Below are 18,920 nucleotides of genomic sequence, written 5' to 3'. Positions count from 1 at the left end.
GGCGAACGACATTCGTTCACACAGTCGATAGATATAAATAGTGAGAACAGAGACCCACCAGCGTGTCCGTCGAGGATCCGATTGCCGACGCGCTCTTGGGCGAATCCGCCTACGAGCGACTGCAAGCGGAGCGACACAGCCTCTTTCAGCAATCGCTCACCCGAAAACTCACCTGGCAGAGCTATCTGCTGTTCTCGCTGGCGGGGTTGTATCCGGCGCTCGCGGTCCTCCCGGAGGCGGTTCGGCGGGCGTATCTCCCCGAACGCATCGGTTTCGCGGCTCCGAAGGTCGCGTTCGTGGGTCTGGTCGCCGTCTCGCTCGTCGCGCTGACCGGCGTCGGCCACGCTGCGGTCGGCGTCTGGCGGCTTCGACTGGGCCGGACGATGAACGAGACGCAAGCGCGCGAGTTGCTCAACGCCGAAGCCGTCTGCTCGCTGCTCGGATTCTTCACCGGCAGTTTCGCGACGGCGATGGTCCACGCGTTCGTCCTGCTCGGGTTCGGCGGCGTCGACGCGGTCGAGAGATACGTCGCCGCCGGCGGCGGTAACCCCTTCGCGCAGACGGGTCTCGGCGTCACCGTCGTCGACGTCTCGGTTCTCGCACTCGTCTCCGCCGTCTGTCTGCTGGTGTCGGCGGCCCTGCTCTCGGTGGAGGCGTCGGTTCGCGGGTTTCACAGAGAGCCGTAAACGTTCACCGACCGGCGAACGTTTATGTCGAAACGGAGTTCACTCTCGGTACGATGGACAACGCAGACCGATTCTTCCTCGGCGTCGTATCGTTCCTGTTCGCCCTGATTCTCGTCGGCGTACTGCTGGCGTTGCTCTGAGTGCGGTAAATTTTATATATGGCTACCATCGAAACGTATCGACATGCCTGAATGTGCGAACTGCGGGGCGTTCGTCACCCGAGCGTACGCTCGCGTCTTCACGCCCGACGAAGTGGAAAATCCGCGGGTCTGCCCGCGCTGCGACGACATGGTGAGGGACGGAGCGACCGTCAGAAAAGCGCGCGCTCCGAGAAACCGATAGTCCGTCAGACCAGCGAGTAGCGGTCGGAACTGGCGTCGCGGCCGACGAGTCCCTCCCCCTGAAGCGTTCGAAGGATGCTGTAGAGTGTGAGCTTCGTCATCGCGAGGCTCTCTTGCAGTTCTGCGACGGTGGCCTCGCCGTGCGTCGAGAGGTACAGGTACACGAGTTTTGCGCGCGGTGAACGGAGCGTATCGGGAACGGTCGCCCGTTGGCTGGACTGCGACATCATCTTGTTCGACCCGATGGGTTCGACAATAATAAAATCCCTCTACGACAGTCGTCGAACCCGCCCGGAGCGGTCGATTTCGAGCGCCTCGGGGCGTCTCGAAGGATTACTGTGGATTCGAGTAACCTTTCACCCCGCCGGTAGGCTCCGCCTTCGGGCGGTGAGTTTTCGACTGTCGTCGTGAATCGACGCGATCTGTCCGAGCGTTCGTCGCCGATTCGTCGCCGACTCGTTGCCGTTCGTCGGCGCGAGCGGAAGGGGCGGGAGTCGAACCACGCGAAGCCTAAGTAATCCACCGTGGATGCGTGCGCACCCGAACGGCGGTTGCTCTACCACTGAGCCACCCTTCCGGACGATACTACAACCGGTGCGAACTAATAGCCGTTGGTCGGTTCGCCCGAAAAAACGGGCTGCCGCGTTTCAGTAGCTACGGATCTTCGGTTCGTACGTCTTCTCCTCGCCTTCGAGGATGACCGGCTTGTACCACAGTTCGGGCGCGCCGTCGTTCCACGACAGCATCGTGTGCTTCAGCCAGTTCTCGTCGTCGCGCTCCTGGTGCTCCTTGCGCCAGTGCGCGCCGCGGAACTCCTCTCGTGCGAGCGCGCCGAGCGTGATCGCCTCCGCGAGGTCGAGGATGTTCCGCGTCTCGATGGTCTGGATGAGGTCGGTGTTGTACGTCCGCGAGGGGTCGTTGACGTACACGTCGGTGTAGCGCTCGCGGGCCTCCCTGAGGTCGCGCAGCGCCTGTTTCAGGCCCTCCTTCTCGCGGAAGACGTTGACGTGTCGCGTCATCGATTTCTGGACCTCGGAACGAATCTCGGCGTGCTGGACCCCGTCCTCTTTAGTCATGAGGTGCTCGATGCGTCGGTTCTCGGCGTCGACGGCGCGGGTGACGATTTCGTCGCCCGTCGCAGCAACCGCTCCACCGTCGGCGGCCTTCTCACCGCCGTCGGCGACGGCGCTGTCGTCCGGCGACCGAACCGAACCGGGTGCGACGGGCGTGTCGACTTCGCCTGCCTCCCACTCGCCGCGCTTGCCGGTCGTGATCTCGGCCGTGCCCAGGTCCTTGCCCGCGGCGTGTGCGCCGGCGCGCCGCCCGAAGACGATGAGTTCCGGCAGCGCGTTGCCGCCGAGCCGGTTCGAGCCGTGGACCGAGGCGCAGGCGCACTCGCCGGCGGCGTAGAGGCCGGTGATGCACGTCTCGCCGTTCTCGTCGGTCTCGACGCCGCCCATCGCGTAGTGCTGACCGGGTTTGACCGGCATCGGCTCTTCGAGCGGGTCGACGCCCTCGAAGTCCTCCGAGAGGTGGACGATGTTCTCCAGTCGGTCGATGATGCGCTCCTCGCCGAGGTGGCGCATGTCGAGGTGGACGTACTCGTCGTCGATGCCGCGGCCGGCGTTGATCTCGGTCAACTCGGCGCGCGACACCACGTCGCGGGAGGCGAGTTCGCCGGCGTTGTTCGCGTAGCCGTACTCGAACATCAGGCGCTCGCCGTTCTCGTTGTAGAGGATGCCCCCCTCGCCGCGGACGCCCTCGGTGATGAGGACCCCCGTCGACGGCAGCGTCGTCGGGTGGAACTGGATGAACTCCATATCCTCCATCGGGACGCCCGCGCGGTACGCCATCGCCACCCCGTCGCCGGTGTTGGCGACGGCGTTGGTCGTGTGGTCGTACACCTGACCGGGTCCGCCCGTCGCGAGGATGACCCCGTTGCGGGCGCGGAAGCCCGACACCTCGCCGGACTGGATGTCGTAGGCGACGATGCCGTGGCAGGTGCGGTCCTCGGGGACCTCCTCGTCGGAGATGGCGAGGTTGAGCACGTACCACTCGTCGTACACCTTGATGCCGCGCTTGACGAGTTGCTCGTACATCGTGTGGAGCAACTGGTGGCCCGTCTCCGCGCCCGCGTACGTCGTCCGCGGGAACGAGAGGCCGCCGAACGGCCGCTGGCTGACGCGGCCGTCGTCGTCGCGGGAGAACGCCATCCCCCAGTGTTCGAGTTGGATGGTCTCTTTCGGGCTGTCCTGGCAGAGCGTTTCGATGGCCGGGGCGTCGCCGAGGTAGTCCGACCCCTTCATCGTGTCGTACGCGTGGTCCTCCCACGAGTCGCCCTCGCGGAGCGCGGCGTTGATACCGCCCTCGGCCGCGCCAGTGTGACTGCGTACGGGGTGGAGTTTCGAGACGATGGCTACGTCCGCCCCCTCTTCCTGCGCCGCGATAGCGGCGCGCAAGCCGGCGCCGCCCGCGCCGACTACGATTACGTCGTGTTCGTACATATCTAATTTCTGAGCGTTGTTAGGACTGGGTGAACTTGAGGTTCACTACCAGAACTTCAGGTTGTTCTTGACGGCCTCTCGCTTGAGTTCCTGGATGTGGGCCGTCAGCGGGATGTCTTTCGGGCACACCTCGGTGCAGGAGAACTGCGTCTGACAGCGCCAGACGCCGTGTTCCTGTTCGAGGATGCGCATGCGATGCTCCTTCATGTCCGAGCCCTCGCGTTCGTCCATCGCGAAGCGGTACGCCTTGTTGATGGCCGCCGGGCCGAGATACTGGTTGTCGCCGGCCGCGATGTTGCAGGAGGACATGCACGCGCCGCACCAGATGCAGCGCGTCGACATCTTCACTTTCTCGCGGTTCTCTCGGGTCTGGCGCTGCTCTTCGAGTTCGCCGTCGGGCAGGTCGTTCGTCTGGAAGAACGGCTCGACCGCCTCCATCTGGTCGTAGAAGTGCTCCATGTCGACGACCAGGTCCTTGACGACCTCCTGGTGCGGCAGCGGTTCGACGCGGACGGGCTCTTCGAGGTCCGACAGCTGCGTCTTACAGCAGAGCCGCTGGCGGCCGTTGACGAACATTGCGTCGGAGCCGCAGATGGCCTGTCGACACGAGTGTCGGAACGTCAGCGAGGAGTCGAAGTGGTCCCGCGCGTAGATGAGCGCGTCGAGGACGGTCATCCCCTTGTGGTAGGGGACGTGGAACTCGTCGAACCGCGGTTCCTGCTTCCCCTCGACTTCGGGGTCGTAGCGGAACACCTTCAGGTGGTAGCGACTCTCGTCGCTCGCGGCTTCCTCTTCGGTCCGCTCGCGTTCGCGCTCGGCGACGTGCTCGCGGCGCTCGGCCTTCCGCTGTTGGCGTCGCTGCTGTGCGACGGGGACCGACTCCGCCTCGGTCTCCGCCTCCGATTCGTCCGCTTCCTGTGTTTCGGGTACTTGCGTGCTCATGTTAGAGTGGAATGCCTCCGGACCACGCGAGTGCGGTCCGAACGCCCTGGATGATGAGAACCGCGCTGGCGACGACGAGCGTCCACTTCACGACGCTCAGTTTCGTGCCGGTCAGCCCTTGGTTGACGAGTGCGTTGTAGACGCCGTTGACGCCGTGGAACGTCGCGGTGACGAGGAACAGAATCATCAACGAGAAGTACGTCAGCGACTCCATTCTCGCCTGACTCATCGCGAACGTCACCTCGTCGGCGTGGTTGACGAAGTGGAGCAGGAAGAAGTGGAACGCGAGCACGACGACGAGGAACGCCGCCGTGATGCGCTGCCAGAGCCACCGGCGTCCGCCGCGCTCGAACGAGGAGTAGCGTTCGGCCATCTCAGAACGCCCCCGAGACGAACGTCGGGATACTGGCGACGACGATCGCGCCCGTCAGTACCAGCGACGCGTAGAAACTCTTGTCCTGTGCCTCCAGTCCGACGCCGAGGTCGACGAACAGCAGTCGGAGCCCGTTGAGGATGTGGAACACGGCCACCGCGAGCAGCCCCACTTCGAGGATGCGCACGACAGCGAGTGCTTCCAGCCCTTGGATGGTGTTGGTGTAGGCGCTCGCGCCCGTCAGCGCCGTCGAGAGGACGGCGATGTGGGTGAACAAGTAGCCCACCAGCACCCATCCGGTGAACTTGTGGAAAATCCAGGCCCACATGCCGGCCGAGAACTCCCGCCAGCGGCCGAAGTCCTCCACGAGGCCTCGATTGTACGATTGACTCATACTCCCGTGAGTCTCGGAACCGGGGTGCTATAGAAGTTACGTGTATCCGCGCGCCGAACCGGGGCGGTCGTCCTGTTTTGCCGCTTTCTATCTCGAACTGAAGAACGTTTCCAGCGACGACGAGACGCCCGCCGACACGTCAGGTCTCGGCCTCTGCGGCCGGCGACTGCTCGCGTTCGAGCACCCGCCGCGTCGACGTGCTCAGCTCGACGAGGTGGCAGATGGGGTTGCCCGGGTAGACGACCGGGTTCTCCAAGATACCGACGAGCAGCCCCGTGAACGGCGCTTCGACGGCGATGTTGTCGTCGAGAAACGGGTTCGTGATGGTGCAGATGCGGTCGCCCTCGTGGACGAGCGCCCCCCGCGAGTAGTGCATGTCGACGATGCCGCCGGCGTCGGCGCGAATCCACGTCTTCTCGCGGTCGCCCGTGATGACCGTCCGCCACCCCGGCCAGCGGACGCTGTCGGTCTCGGTGAGGCCGTACTCGGCGAAGACGCTTCGGACGCCGTCGAGCGCCTCGTCGATGAGCCCCCGCTGGAAGCGGTGCGCCTCGCCCATCTCCAGCGTGATGGTCGGGACGCCCGCGCGCGTCGCCTCCCCGCGGAGCGACCCGTCCGGCCCCTCGCCGTCGAGGATGACGTTCGAACCGAAGGCGCGCGCGAGTCGGTTCACGCCCTCGTCGGCGAGGTTACCGCGGACGTGGAGCATGTTCGTCCGACCGCGGGTGGAGGTGTGGAAGTCGAGGCCGACGTCGCACGGCTCGATGAAGTTCTGGAAGATCTGGTACGCCATCCGCTTCGCGCTCGTCGAACTCTCCGACCCCGGAAACGAGCGGTTCAGGTCGCGGTCGAGAATCGGGAGATACCGCTGCTGGGCGAGAAACCCCGGCACGTTCAGGACGGGCATGCAGACGAGCGTCCCGCGGAGCTCGTCGTGGTCCCACCCGTGGGCGACGGTCCGAACCACTTCGATGCCGTTCAGTTCGTCGCCGTGCGCCGCCGCCGAGAGAAACACCGTGGGCCCGTCGCGCTCGCCGTTGACGATGGTGACCGGAATCCGAACCGGGTCGCCGAGGTACGTCTCACTCACGCTGTACCGGAGGTTCTGCGTCTCGCCCGGGTCGACCCTCCCCCCGTTGTAGGTGAAGGACGAGTCGTCGCTCATGGGCTCCCTCGGGCGGGGTCGTATATAAACACCAATATGAACGTCGACGGCGAGAACGTGTTCAAATTGCCAGCGGTTCGATTACACTCCGCCGCGCACCGTCGCGACGAGATGCCCGAGTCGTACTCCCTTTCGATGGCCCCAACAGGGGTCAGACCGGCATATCTTTGAAACTGGGTCGGGTATATCTTCTCACATGGCACTTTCAGACGACGAGACGGTGCGCGTCGGGGTTCTCTCGCTGCACAACAGCAAAGAGACGAAGGCGATCCTCAACGCCGTCGAGGAACTCGGTCACGAGCCCGTGTGGCTTCGCCGCGAGAACACCGCGATGAGCATCGAGGACAGCGAGGTGTCCATCGAACCCAGTGTCGACGTCATCGCGAACCGACTGCTCCTCTCGAACACCGAAGAACCCGCCGAGGGACTCGGTCTCGCGACGACGTTCAACCGCGTACGGCCGATGCTGAACGAACCCGGCGCGGTGCTGACGGCTATCCACAAGTTCGCGACGGCGGCGACGCTGGCCGACTGGAACATCCAGGTTCCGGACGCGCTGCTGGCGCTCTCGAACGACCGACTGAACCAGGGCCGACAGCAGTTCGGCGACGTGGGCGTCTACAAGACCGCCATCGGCACCCACGGCGGCGGGACGTGGAAGGTCGACCTCACCGAACCCGTCAACCCGAAGGTCGGCAACCGCCAGGCGTTCCTGCAGGAGCTCATCGAACGCGACAGCGACCGACACCGGGACCTGCGCGTCTACGTCGTCGGCGAGGAGATCGTCGGCGCGATGCACCGCTACGCCCCCGAGGGCGACTGGCGGACGAACGTCGCCCTCGGCGGCGACGTCCAGAACGCCACCGAGACGATGCCCGACGAGGCGGCCGAAACCGCGCTCTACGCGTCAGAGGTCATCGGCCTCGACTACGCCGGCGTCGACCTCGTGGAGGGCAACGACGGCTGGTACGTCCTCGAAGTGAACCCGACGGCCGGGTTCAAGGGGCTGTACAAAGCGACCGGCAAGAGCCCCGCGCCGTACATCGCGCAGTTGGCCATCGAGCGCGCCGGCGGCGACGTCGACGACGTGCGCGTCGAGGAGTTGTCGAGCACGCTCGACGACTCGCGGCCGTCGTGCATGCCGCGCATCGAACCCCCGGAGAACGAGGAGGTGCCGATGATTGGCTACATCGAGGACGTGGTCGTCAGCGGTACCAGCGGGTCGACGCAGGCGCTCGCTAAATCCGACACGGGCGCGACCCGGACGAGCATCGATACGTCGCTCGCCGCCGAAATCGGCGCGGGTCCAATCAAGAGCATGACGCGCGTCAAATCCGGTAGCATGAAGCGCGGGAAGGCCCGCCCGGTCGTCGACCTCGTCATCGGTATCGGCGGCAACCAGCACACGGTGACCGCGAGCGTCGAGGACCGCAGCCACATGGATTTCCCGCTCCTCTTGGGCCGCGACATCCTCGAACACTACCGCGTCGACGTCCGTCGCCGCGCAGACGCCGACGCCAAGGACGACGACGAACGCGAAGAGGAGTACCTCGAGTAACAGACTCGGTCGTCACGAGCCCCGTCTCTCACCCGCTGCTGTCTCTCCTTCTCTCTACTGCCGTTTCGCTGCGTCTCCCCTCGCGAGTGTCGGAATCGGGACGCATTTGCCTCCGCACCCCGTGATTCGACCATCCACAGTATGACCGACGAGGCCGAAACCGTGCTCCGCCGAGACCCCGTGATGGCGGAACTCATCGACAGACACGACCCCTACTCCGAACCGAACTGGAGCGAGTACGAGCGACTCTGCATCTCCATCATCAACCAACAGCTCTCCACCGCGAGCGCCGCCGCCGTCAGAGAGCGCGTCTTCGAGCTGCTGGAGGGCGACGTGACGCCGGAGGCGGTGCTGGACGCCGACGAGGCGGCGCTGCGCGACGCGGGGCTCTCGCGGATGAAGACCGAGTATCTGCGCAACGCCGCCCGGGCGTTCCGGCGAAACGACTACACGAAGGAGGGGTTGGCCGCACACACCGACGACGAGGTCGTCGACCGACTCACCGAAATCAAAGGCGTCGGCGAGTGGACCGCGCGTATGTACCTCCTGTTCGTCCTCGAGCGAGAGGACGTCCTGCCGCTGGGCGACCTCGCCGTCCGACGAGGTATCGAACTGCTGTACGGCGACGGCGAGGAGATAACGCGCGCGGAGATGCGAGAAGTCGCCGAAGCGTGGCGGCCGTTCCGTTCGGTCGCGACGAAGTACATCTGGGCCGAGTACGAATCCGACTCCTGAGCGTTCGCGCCGCGTCGCTCCCGACTCCTGCTGCGTCGCTCTCGGCTTCCACCGAATCGCCTCGGATTCTCGCCGCATCGTTTCCGACTCGCGCCGCATCACCCTCGACTCGCTCGGCCGGTCGGACAGTGCGTCGCCGTCCGCCGCGTTTTCCCCCGCTCTACCGGCCGACCGGCAGAATCTCCACGAACCATTTGCGTAAACTGAAACGGAGTTGTCCGAATCCACGAGGGAAACGTTGAAACTGACGGCAACCGAGGATTCGGCCATGGAACTGGATGACGTCAACAGTATCACCGTTCTCGGTGCGGGGAACATGGGCCACGGCATCGCGGAGGTCGCGGCGCTCGCCGGCTACGACGTGGTGCTGCGCGACATCAACGAGGAGTTCGTCCGGAACGGCTACGACCAGATCGAGTGGAGTCTCGGGAAGCTGGCCGAGAAAGACCAGCTAACCGAGGAGGAAGCCGACGCCGCGCTCGAACGGGTCACGCCCGTCGTCGACCTCGGCGACGCCGTCGCCGACGCCGACGTGGTCATCGAGGCCGTCCCCGAGAAGATGGAGATAAAGAAGGACGTCTACGGGGAACTGGAGGCGAACGCCCCCGACCACACCGTCTTCGCGACGAACACGTCGAGTCTCTCCATCACCGAACTCTCGGAGGTGACCGAACGACCCGAGCGGTTCTGCGGGATGCACTTCTTCAATCCCCCCGTCCGGATGCCGCTGGTCGAAGTCATCTCCGGCGCGCACACCGACGAGGAGACGATGGACCTCGTGGAAGGTCTCGCCGAGTCGATGGGGAAATCGCCGGTCCGCGTCCGAAAGGACAGTCCCGGGTTCATCGTCAACCGCATCCTCGTCCCGCTGATGAACGAGGCGGCGTGGATCGTCCACGACGACGTCGCCACCGTCGAGGAGGTCGACAGCACGACGAAGTTCGACATCGGCCTGCCGATGGGCAGCTTCGAACTCGCAGACCAGGTCGGTATCGACGTGGGCTACCACGTCCTCGAGTACATGCACGAGGTGCTCGGTGACGCCTACGAACCGTGTCCCCTCCTCGCGGAGAAAGTCGAAAACGAGAACCTCGGCAAGAAGACCGGCAAGGGCTTCTACGACTACGAGAACGGCGGCGTCGACGTGCCGACGGACGCCGCCCGCGACGACGTGAAGCACCGACTGCTCGCCGTGATGGCCAACGAAGTCGCGGCGCTCGTCGAGAACGACGTCGCCGACGCCGACGCCATCGACCGCGCGGTGATGCTCGGCGGCGGCTTCCCGGACGGTCCGGCGAAGATGGCCGACGACGCGGGTCTCTCGACGCTCGTCGAGACGCTCGACGAACTGCGCGAGGAGACCGACGCGGAACGCTACGAGGTGGTCGACCACCTCCGCGAACTCGCCGAATCGGGCGAAGGGTTCCACGGCGGCGACGACGGCGAGGAGGGTTCCCTGGAGTTCGACAACGTCCGCGTCGAGATGGAAGGGGCCGTCGCTCACGTCGTCCTCGACCGACCGCACCGCCTCAACACCATCAGCGGCGACCTGATGGACGACCTCTCCGACGCCATCGACGCGCTGAGCGAGGACGACGAGGTGCGCGCCATCCTCCTGACCGGCGCCGGCGACCGAGCGTTCTCCGCTGGAGCCGACGTGACGAGCATGGCCGCCGGCGGCGCGGACCCGATTCCGGCCGTCGAACTCTCGCGGAAGGGTCAGCAGACGTTCGGCAAACTCGAAGAGTGCGACAAGCCCGTCGTCGTCGGCATCGACGGCTACTGTCTCGGCGGCGGAATGGAACTCGCCGCGTGCGCGGACCTCCGCATCGCCACCGAGCGCTCCGAACTCGGCCAACCGGAACACGACCTCGGCCTTCTACCGGGGTGGGGCGGCACCGTCCGCCTCCAGCGCATCGTCGGCACCGGCCGCGCGAAGGAGATAATCTTTACGGCGGAGCGCTACGACGCCGAGACGATGGCCGACTACGGCTTCCTCAACCGCGTCGTCGACAACGACGAACTCGAAGCCGAGGCGATGGAACTCGCGCAGTCGCTCGCCGGCGGTCCGCCCATCGCCCAGCGCTACACGAAGCGCGCGATGCACCGCGGCTGGGAGGACACCGAGGCCGGACTGGAGGTCGAAGCGCAGGCGTTCGGCATCCTGTTTACGACCGACGACCTGATGGAGGGAGTCATGGCCTTCTCCAGCGACCGCGAACCGGAGTTCGAGGGGAAATAACACGCACACCGACGGCGTAACGGAATCTTTAAACTTCTCTGGGCGACAGTTGAGAACGTCGCTCGGTTGGTGTAGTCCGGCCAATCATCTTGGCCTTTCGAGCCGAGGACAGGGGTTCAAATCCCCTACCGAGCATTTTCACGGATTCGATGAGTGAAATGCGAGTGTAGGGATTTGAATTACGGAACGAGTGTAGCGACGTTCCGGTAGTTCAAATCCCCTACCGAGCACTTCTTCCGACGCCGCACTCGGAGCTACGGCGTCGATTCTCTCCGGTATCTTCTGTTTTGTAGTATACTATAACTATATTGAAATTCTCCCAAACAGATAATACTCGGTCACCGAATAGAACTGTCGATAGGGGAGTACAATGGCGAACACGGAGCTACTAACGGGTCGTCCAACCGAGCAGCCTTCCGAGGAGCGACTGTCGAGAGACGTCTCTTTTTCGATACTATCGAACCACCGGCGCCGGTACGTGTTGCACCACCTCAAGCGGGTCGGCGAACCGCTCACTATCCGCGAGTTGGCCGAGCAGGTCGCCGCGTGGGAGAACGACTGTCGCATCGAGGAGTTGACGTACAAGCAGCGAAAGCGCGTCTACACCTCGTTGCACCAGACGCATCTACCGAAGCTCGACAGCTACGGCATCATCGACTACGAACAGGGTCGGGGGGTGGCGACGCTCACCGAGCGAGCGACGGAACTCGACGCGTACCTCGAAGTCGTCGAGCGCGACGACGTTTCGTGGAGCCAGTACTACCTCGGGTTGGCGAGCGTCTCGTTGGCCGCGCTCGCGGCGACCGGTGCCGGAGTGCCGCCGTTCACACAGGTCTCGGACCTCACGTACGCGGCACTCATCGCGGGGACACTGCTGGTCTCGGCGAGCGTCCACGCCTACCGGATGCGGCGGACGCGACTCGGCGCGACCGAGCTCCCGGCCGAACTCGCATCGACCGCTCCCGAGCGCGAGGGACGCTTGAGACGACTTCTCGATACGCGCTGAGTGGGTCCGGTTCGGCGCAGCACTCCGTACTCCCGCGTCGGTATTACTCGTCCCGAGAGAGATACGTATGCGCTTCGTACGCCGTGAGAACGGCGAAGAGCAGTGCACATCCCGCGGCGACGACGGGACCGACGGTATCGGGGAGAGACATCCAGAGAGCGATAAACAGTAAGCCCAACACACCGATGCCCAACGCGTACGGCGGCGCGTCGGGGTCGTCGGTGCCGGAAAATCGCATGTAGGCGAGCACTCGGTCGGCGTTGCCCTCCAGCGAGACGTTCTTCGAGTTGTCGTCGTAGTCGACGACGCCGAGGTCGTCGAGTTTCGGCAGGTGCGTCTGGTGCAAGGAGATGTAGACGCTCTGTCTCACGTTCCGCGGCGGCGGGTCCTCGCCGGACTCTATCGCGCCGATGTGCTCGGAGAGGTCCCGAACGGTCTCCTCGCCGGTCTCGGCGAGTCGTTCGAGCGTCAGCCGTCGCCGGTCGTTCCGAAGGACGTCGTGAACGTCGGCTTCGGAGAGTTGGTCGGCCGGTGGCTTCTCGGTCTCCGTTCGCGTCATCGGGGGATTGTCATGCTGTCTGGAGTGTCGGAACCGCGAACCGTGTTGGTGCGTTACGCCGTCTGGCAGGGGGCGAGGCGATACGACTGTACCCCGAGACCACGTTCGGGAGGTGACGAACGTCCCGTCTCAGCGTCGGAGCGCCGGAAAGCGACTACGGGCGACGAAAAAGCCGGCCGCGAGCGCCGTCAGCACCAGAAACGCCAACCCGACGACTGCCGGAGCGGCCGACAGGACGGGTGCGCCGAGTACGCCGGCGGCGACGAGCGCGGACCCGAGGACGCCGAAACCGAGATAGTACTCGTCGTGTCGAGACCGGTCGGCGGGCGTGTCCAGCAGATACGCGGCGACGGTCTGGGTGTGCTGTCCGGGAGCGACGTCTTTCGCGTCGGCGTCGTAGTCGACGATACCGAGGTCGTCGAGTTTCGGGATGTGCGTCTGGCAGAGCGAGACGTAGACGCTGTGACGGACGTTGCGTGGGGGAGTGTCGCTGTCCGTCTCGATCGAAGCGATGTGCTCGGAGAGCGCTCTGACCGACTGCGTCTCTGCTCGGTCCGCGAGCAGTTCGACGACGTGCTGTCTACGCTCGTTTTTCAACACGTCGTAGATGTCCGTCTCCGCGAGCGACTTCTGCCGGTCGCTCCCCCTCTGTCGCCGTCGGAGCGCTGCTCCCATGATAGCCATTCGTCTCCACTGAAATAACAAGAAGCTATCGGATTTCTTTGTGCTTTTCTCCGGGAAGAAAAATACGGGAAGGGGGGAACGACGGCCGAGAGTTCGGGGACAGTACGCCGAAGAGGTCCCTACGAGAGCCACTCGTCGGGTTTCGTGTCGTAGTCGATGTCGCCGGCGGCGATCCGCTCTCTCAGCTCCGGTTCGAGGTCGTGGTGCTCGAACGTCTCGCCGTCGTAGCGGATACGGATACCGTTCTCGACGGGCGTCGGTTCGCGGTTACGCCGGCGGGCCACCTCGACGTCGTGGTCGTCGTACTCTTTGATGATCGTCATCAGATTCACCGGGTGGCCCCACAGGTCGTACGTCCGCTTCAGCACCTGCTTGGCCTCGCCCAAATCGAGCATGATGCCGTTGTACTGGTGGCCCAAGAGCAGTTCGTTCCGGTTGCCGTAGTTGCCGTCGTAGACGGCGACGGTGGGTTTGCCGAAGTTCGTGAACTGCAGCAGCAGTTTCTTCTTCACGTCCTGGTAGTCGGTGCTCGTCACGCGGAAGTCACCGCTGGCGCGGGTGAACTCGTAGGTGAAGTAGTGGTTGGTCGTGACGAACTCCTGCGTGAGGAACGCGTCGAGGAACGTCACGTCGTTGTGACTCTCGCGGATCTCGCGCATCCGGTCCCACCCGGCGGCGTGGTCGATAGCCGCGAGCGCCTCCTCGACCGTCGCGTACTGCTCGTCGTCGAACATGTAGCGCGAGAGCTGTTCGAGTTCCGAGCGCCGGATGCGGCCGAGGAAGCCCCGGTTTTGGGGTTTGACCAGCGAGAAATGCCGCTCGGCGAGTCCCTCGTAGGTGAGCACCTTCCACGGGTACTTGTCGACGTCGACGGTTCGCTCGTCCTCGTCGAGTTCGTCGGCGGCGTACTCGGAAACCGCTCGGTCGAGTGTCTCGGCGTCGACGCGCGGGTCGTCGCCCAGGGCGACGAGTTCGTCCAGCGTGTCCGGACGGATGCCGTCGAGCGCGGGGTTCGGTTGCAGGAGCCCCTGCACCTCGTCGAAGTCGACGACTTCGTGGAAGTTGCGCCACGAGACGCCCTCGACGCGGAGGAGTTTGTCGGCCACCTCCCGGCGGTTCGTCGTGTTCTCGATGTACTCCCACAGTTCCTTGCCGAGTTTGTACGGGTTCAGCCCCGGCGACCCGAGCACCTTCGCCTGGTGGTCGGCGTACAGCAGGAACTCGTTTTCGCCCGCGAACCGCTCTTCGCCCATCATCAGCGACTCCCAGTAGGCGGCCCACCCCTCGTTCATCACCTTCGTCATCTTCTGCGGGGCGAAGTAGTACGCCTCCGTCCGCAGCATGTCGAGCACGTCGCGCTGCCACGGCTCCATCTCGGCGGCTCTCCCCTCCTCCTCGTCGTACTGCATCCCGTGCTGCTGGAGGTAGCCGAGCACGTCCTTCTGCGGGTCGGTGAGGTCGGCGGCGGCCTCCTCGGCCTCGGCCAGTCGGTCGAGCCACTCCTCGTCGAACACCTGTCTGCGCACCTCGTCGGAGATGTTCATCCCCTCCAGTCGCTCGCGGAGGTCCTCGGGCGTCGTCCGCTCGCGGGGGTCGGCCGCCTCGTCGAACGGGCGGTGCTGGTCGATACAGTCCTCCAAGCAGAGCACCGCGTCGATGAACTTCTCGACCTCCGCGCGGTCGATTTCGGGGTCCTCCATGTAGTTCGCGATGGCCTCGGAGTGGCGTTCGAGCATCGCCGCGGCGTCGAGGTCGCCGCCGAACAGTCCGAACCAACTGTTGTTGGCGAAGAAGTCGGCGTGGGCCTCGACGTGGGTGATGACCGCCTTCTGGTCGGCCAGCGTGTTCGACTCCTGGAGGAACGCGTGGCTCGGGTCGTCGTTGTTGACGATCTCGAACGCCTTGCCCATCCCGAACTGGTCCTGTTTCTGCTGGCGGTCGTACGTCATCCCCCAGCGCCAGTGCGGGTACCGGGTCTGGAAGCCGCCGTAGGCGATGAGCGCGTTCATCTCGTCGTAGCTGACGACCCAGTAGTTCACCGGGTACGGTTCGAGGCCGAGTTTTCGCGCGAGCGCCGCCGCCTCGCGCGTCGGTTCTTCGAGTTTCGTCGCTTCCTTTCTCGCCGTCAGTCGGTTCGGTCTCATTGGTCGTCGTCCTCCGTGCTCAGGATGTCGTAGATGGCGTCGATCACGTCCTCGGGGCGCGAGACGCGCGCGACGACGACGTTTCCGCTGCCGCCGAGCGCCCGTTCGACCTCCTCGGCGTGCGTCGCGTTGATGGCGTTGCCGCCGGGTTGCGTCTCGACGTACGCGTGCAGGTTCGCCGGAATATCCTCCATCAGCGGCACGACGTTCTCGGTCGTGTCGTTCGAGGAGTTCTCGCTGTCGCCCGCCGCGAACACGTAGCGGTTCCACTCGTGCCACGGGTACTCCTCTTCGAGAATCGCCGCGGCGAGTTCGTACGCAGAGGAAATCTTCGTGCCGCCGCCCGAGCGGATGCCGAAGAACTCCTCGCGCTCGACCTGCCACGCCTCGGCGTCGTGGGCGATGTAGACGAACTCGGCGTTGTCGTACTTGCCGGTCAGATACCAGTCGAGCGGCGTGAACGTCCGCTCGACGAGTTCGCGCTTCTTCTCGCGCATCGACCCCGACACGTCGCGGATGTTGACGACGACGACGTTCTTCTCCTTCTTCTCGATTATCTCGGGGTGGCGGTAGCGCTCGTCCTCGCGGCGGAACGGCACTTCGCGCAGGCCCTCGCGGCGGATGCGCTGGAGCGTGGTCGTCCGTTCGACGTTCTCCTCCATCTCCTCGAAGCTCGACCACTTGTCGCGCTCGTCGTCGGGGACGTCGCCGTAGGCGTCGTCGACCCACGCCCACGAGACGAGGATGTTGTTCTCTCGGGCCCAGCGGAACACGTCTTCGGCGTCCTTGCCCTCGACTTTCAGCGCCTCTCTGACGTACTCCTCGTCGAAGTCCATCGAGAGCTTGCGCTTCAGCCCCTCCTTGAACAGGCGCTCGAAGTCGAGCGTGCTGTTCGGGCCGCTTCGCGTCACGTCGGTGAAGTCGCCCTCTATCTCCTCGATGACCTCCTTGCCTTTGGGTTCGAGGTCTAATCCGAGCTGCTCGTCGAGCTCTTGGGCGAACTCCTCGGGGTCCATCTGGTAGTACTCGTGGTCTGCACCCTCCTCGCCGGGGTCGCCCTCCTCGTCGCCGTCGCCGTCGCCGGGTTGCGGCGGGCCGACGGGCTGGCCCACGTCAGGCGTCCCTCCCTGTCCCTGTCCGACGCCGCCGCGGTCGCGGACGTCGTAGGCGAACTCCGGGAGGTCCACCACCTTGATGGGGATGTTGATGCTGTTCGCGCCCGACCCGCCGAGGTCACCGTAGCTGATGAACTCTTCGAGGTCTTCGCGGCGCTCTTCGCCCACTTCGCGGAACCGTTCGAGGTCGTCTCTCAGTCCCATCTGTAGCTCACCTCTCGCATCACCTTCCGGCTGGTCAGCTCGGCGCTGGCCGCCGAGTAGCCCGCCTTCACCATCCGCTCTACGGTCTTCTCCTTCAGCCGCGCCGTCTCGGTGTTCGCCGGCGGGTCCTCCCACTGGCGCGGGTCGAAGTCCTCGAACAGGCGCTGCACGTCGCTCCACTCGTGGTTCTCTAGGACGGCCCGGATGACCGGAATCTCGGTGAAGTCGACCTTGTGGACCGCGAACCCCTCGTCGCGGTTCTCCCACGCGTAGCGGTTCAGCGCGGAGATGACCTTCTCGCGGCGGAACTGCGCCACCTGGGGCGACGGGTCGTTGCCGGTGTACGCGTCGTCGTCGAACCGGCCGAGGTGTTCGGTCTCGAACAGTTTCATCAGCAGCGCGTCGGCTTCGACGGGGCCGCGTTCGGTCTCTATCTCCTCGTCGCCCGCCCACGCGTACACGTGTTCGACGTACTCGGCGACCGTCTCCTGTTCGACGTGTTTCTCCGCGAGGATGGCGTCGAGCACGTCGCGCTCCTGCTGGTCGAAGATGTAGCCCTTGACGCTCGCGAGGCGCGACTCGTACTCGGCGACCTCGCCGCGAGAGAACACCGGTGCGGCTCGGAGTCCGTCGGCCATCGCGTCGAGCACGTCGTCCGGCATGACGACCCGTTCGACCGGGAGGTCGGCGTGGGCGCGCTCGCTCTCGCGTTGGAGCAGGTCGGCGACGGTGTCTCGGGTGTACGTCACGGGGATACCGTGAGTCCCCTCCTCGCCGTCGCGGTCGAACTCGAAGTCGTCGACGGTCCGCCGCTCGTCGCCCTCCTGGAGGTAGCCGCGGTCGAACAGCAGCGCCTTGTCGACCAGCGTCAGTCCCGAGGGGAGGTCCTCGCCGTCGAGGCGGGTGACGACGCTGTACAGCGCCGCCGCCTCGACGGCGTGGGGCGCGAGTTCGCGGTCGACGACGGTGCCGCCCTCGTCGCGCACCGAGACGGTGACCGGTTCGCGGATGCGCGCTTCGATTTCGCTGTAGTCGACGTCCTCCCACACCGCCGTCTCGCTCGTCAGCTCCCGGTGGATGAGCTGGCTTTCGAGACTCAGGTTCGTGAGGTAGCGGAACTCGTGTTTGTCGAGGCGGCGCTTCAGCGCCTTCAGCGGGTCGCGCCCGTTCCGGTCGGCGAACTTGTCGAGTTCGACGCCCAGGTCGGGGTTGGAGATGATGAGCAACTGCGTGTCGAGGTCCATCCCGATGCCCTTGTCCAACTTCACGCGCCCCTCGTCGGGGACGTTCAGCAGTTTCTGGAGCAGATCGGAGTGCTGGGTGGCGTCCTCGACGATGGTGAGGAGGCCGTTGCCCTGCGAGAGCACCCCGTCGTAGCTGAACGCCTGCGGGTTCTTTCGCCCCCGCGAGTCGAGTTCGCGGAGCATCCCCGGCATCCAACTGCCGACGAGTCGCTCCTTCGGACTGCCGTCGTCCTCGGAGTGCAGCACGCCGATGCCCTTGCCCACGTCGACGACGTAGTTCTTCACGCGGAGGTGGCGCGTGTCGGCCACCGCCGAGAACAGGTCGACCTTCCCGTTGCGGCGGTACTGCTCTTCGAGGTAGGAGTACGCCTCCCGCGAGAACGGGTCGAGTTCCTCGTCGACGACCGTCGGGATGTGGTCGCCCGACGAGTCGTTCAGGTCCGTCAGGAGCGCTTCGCGCACGTCCGGCGGGAACACCGTCAGCGGGTGGACCTGCACCGGACTCTCGTACCAGTTGTCCTCGTTCTCGCCCGACTCGTCGCCGCCGTAGCTCAGTCCCCGGGTGTCGGAGGCCGTCGAGACGTTCCACTCGACGGTGTAGCGCCGTCCTTCGGGAGTCTTCGAGTACTCCCGAAGCCCGTTGATGAGACACCGCTTTAGCTCCGATTTCCCGGTCGCCGTCGGCCCGTCGAACCAGAGGATCTTCTCGCTCTTGCCGCGGTCGGCGGCGATGGTTCTGAGGTCGGCGACGAAGCCGTTGAGAACCTCGGTGTTGCCGAGGATGGCGTGCTCGCCGTCGTTGTGGGGGTCGTCGAAGAAACGGTAGCGCCGACGCTCCTCGCCCTCTTCGACGACGGTCCGCGTCCCCATCGACTCGATGGCCTCTAAGAGGTACTTCGAGGCGTGCGAGGCGATGGAGGGCGACTCGAACGCCGCGTCGACGTACGTTTCGAGGCTCATCGGCTCCTCGTACGCGCCGCGCAACTCGGCGTCGGCGGCGCGAATGTAATCTTCGCGCATGGGT

The 18,920-nt window shown here is 65.1% G+C and carries 17 protein-coding genes and 2 tRNA genes; 7 read left to right on the top strand and 12 right to left on the bottom strand.

Annotation, left to right across the window (positions count from 1 at the left end):
- Window positions 1-62 precede the first annotated feature (62 nt).
- Together DV709_RS14015 and DV709_RS18080 are read left to right on the top strand one after the other, a co-directional pair.
- On the top strand, window positions 63-686 hold the full coding sequence (locus DV709_RS14015) for a hypothetical protein (protein ID WP_117595029.1): 624 nt from the start codon (window positions 63-65) through the stop codon (window positions 684-686).
- A gap of 183 nt (window positions 687-869) precedes the next feature.
- Window positions 870-1,028 (top strand): DUF7563 family protein, encoded by a 159-nt coding sequence (locus DV709_RS18080; RefSeq protein WP_168191206.1) that lies wholly within the window; start codon window positions 870-872, stop codon window positions 1,026-1,028.
- Between the two features lie 4 nt (window positions 1,029-1,032).
- Here the strand turns inward: DV709_RS18080 and DV709_RS14010 are convergent, their stop codons facing one another.
- From DV709_RS14010 to DV709_RS13980, 7 genes are all read right to left on the bottom strand, one after another.
- Window positions 1,033-1,257 (bottom strand): helix-turn-helix domain-containing protein, encoded by a 225-nt coding sequence (locus DV709_RS14010; RefSeq protein ID WP_117595028.1) that lies wholly within the window; start codon window positions 1,255-1,257, stop codon window positions 1,033-1,035.
- Between the two features lie 249 nt (window positions 1,258-1,506).
- Window positions 1,507-1,604: transfer RNA gene (locus tag DV709_RS14005), tRNA-Pro, on the bottom strand.
- 70 nt (window positions 1,605-1,674) lie between these two features.
- Window positions 1,675-3,531 carry an FAD-binding protein gene (locus DV709_RS14000; protein WP_117595027.1) on the bottom strand — a complete coding sequence of 619 codons (1,857 nt, stop codon included), beginning with the start codon at window positions 3,529-3,531 and terminating at the stop codon, window positions 1,675-1,677.
- A 45-nt stretch (window positions 3,532-3,576) separates the two neighbouring features.
- Window positions 3,577-4,473, bottom strand: coding sequence for a succinate dehydrogenase/fumarate reductase iron-sulfur subunit (locus DV709_RS13995; protein ID WP_117595026.1), 897 nt, complete (start codon window positions 4,471-4,473; stop codon window positions 3,577-3,579).
- 1 nt (window position 4,474) lies between these two features.
- Entirely contained in the window at window positions 4,475-4,846 is a 372-nt protein-coding gene (locus tag DV709_RS13990) for a succinate dehydrogenase hydrophobic membrane anchor subunit (RefSeq protein WP_117595025.1), read from the bottom strand.
- Window position 4,847: 1 nt separating this feature from the next.
- Complete coding sequence (gene sdhC, locus DV709_RS13985) at window positions 4,848-5,240, bottom strand: succinate dehydrogenase, cytochrome b556 subunit (RefSeq protein ID WP_117595024.1); 393 nt, start codon at window positions 5,238-5,240, stop codon at window positions 4,848-4,850.
- Window positions 5,241-5,379: 139 nt separating this feature from the next.
- Window positions 5,380-6,405 (bottom strand): succinylglutamate desuccinylase/aspartoacylase family protein, encoded by a 1,026-nt coding sequence (locus DV709_RS13980; RefSeq protein ID WP_117595023.1) that lies wholly within the window; start codon window positions 6,403-6,405, stop codon window positions 5,380-5,382.
- A 196-nt stretch (window positions 6,406-6,601) separates the two neighbouring features.
- Between DV709_RS13980 and DV709_RS13975 the strand changes: the two genes are divergently transcribed.
- The 5 genes from DV709_RS13975 to DV709_RS13955 all read left to right on the top strand — a co-directional run bounded on the left by DV709_RS13975 (window position 6,602) and on the right by DV709_RS13955 (window position 11,946).
- Window positions 6,602-7,963 (top strand): putative ATP-dependent zinc protease, encoded by a 1,362-nt coding sequence (locus tag DV709_RS13975; protein WP_117595022.1) that lies wholly within the window; start codon window positions 6,602-6,604, stop codon window positions 7,961-7,963.
- Window positions 7,964-8,104: 141 nt separating this feature from the next.
- Complete coding sequence (locus DV709_RS13970; protein WP_117595021.1) at window positions 8,105-8,698, top strand: DNA-3-methyladenine glycosylase family protein; 594 nt, start codon at window positions 8,105-8,107, stop codon at window positions 8,696-8,698.
- A 268-nt stretch (window positions 8,699-8,966) separates the two neighbouring features.
- Entirely contained in the window at window positions 8,967-10,940 is a 1,974-nt protein-coding gene (locus DV709_RS13965) for a 3-hydroxyacyl-CoA dehydrogenase/enoyl-CoA hydratase family protein (RefSeq protein WP_117595020.1), read from the top strand.
- A 60-nt stretch (window positions 10,941-11,000) separates the two neighbouring features.
- Window positions 11,001-11,075: transfer RNA gene (locus tag DV709_RS13960), tRNA-Glu, on the top strand.
- A gap of 235 nt (window positions 11,076-11,310) precedes the next feature.
- On the top strand, window positions 11,311-11,946 hold the full coding sequence (locus DV709_RS13955) for a DUF7344 domain-containing protein (RefSeq protein WP_117595019.1): 636 nt from the start codon (window positions 11,311-11,313) through the stop codon (window positions 11,944-11,946).
- Between the two features lie 43 nt (window positions 11,947-11,989).
- Here DV709_RS13955 and DV709_RS13950 read toward each other — a convergent pair whose 3' ends face one another.
- From DV709_RS13950 to DV709_RS13930, 5 genes are all read right to left on the bottom strand, one after another.
- Window positions 11,990-12,505: a DUF7344 domain-containing protein gene (locus DV709_RS13950; protein WP_117595018.1), complete on the bottom strand. Its 516-nt coding sequence runs from the start codon at window positions 12,503-12,505 to the stop codon at window positions 11,990-11,992.
- Window positions 12,506-12,634: 129 nt separating this feature from the next.
- Window positions 12,635-13,180 carry a DUF7344 domain-containing protein gene (locus tag DV709_RS13945; protein ID WP_117595017.1) on the bottom strand — a complete coding sequence of 182 codons (546 nt, stop codon included), beginning with the start codon at window positions 13,178-13,180 and terminating at the stop codon, window positions 12,635-12,637.
- Window positions 13,181-13,308: 128 nt separating this feature from the next.
- Window positions 13,309-15,333: a SpoVR family protein gene (locus DV709_RS13940; RefSeq protein ID WP_117595016.1), complete on the bottom strand. Its 2,025-nt coding sequence runs from the start codon at window positions 15,331-15,333 to the stop codon at window positions 13,309-13,311.
- Window positions 15,330-16,652 (bottom strand): YeaH/YhbH family protein, encoded by a 1,323-nt coding sequence (locus DV709_RS13935; protein ID WP_117595015.1) that lies wholly within the window; start codon window positions 16,650-16,652, stop codon window positions 15,330-15,332. Before DV709_RS13935 ends, DV709_RS13940 begins: the two co-directional genes overlap by 4 nt.
- On the bottom strand, window positions 16,643-18,916 hold the full coding sequence (locus DV709_RS13930; protein WP_117595014.1) for a PrkA family serine protein kinase: 2,274 nt from the start codon (window positions 18,914-18,916) through the stop codon (window positions 16,643-16,645). The genes DV709_RS13935 and DV709_RS13930 overlap by 10 nt, the downstream gene beginning before the upstream one ends.
- Between the last annotated feature and the right edge of the window lie 4 nt (window positions 18,917-18,920).

This window comes from Haloprofundus halophilus (assembly GCF_003439925.1).
GTDB classification, from domain to species: domain Archaea; phylum Halobacteriota; class Halobacteria; order Halobacteriales; family Haloferacaceae; genus Haloprofundus; species Haloprofundus halophilus.
The sequence above is the reverse complement of the archived record's forward strand: the minus strand, read 5'-3'. Positions and strand labels throughout refer to the sequence as shown.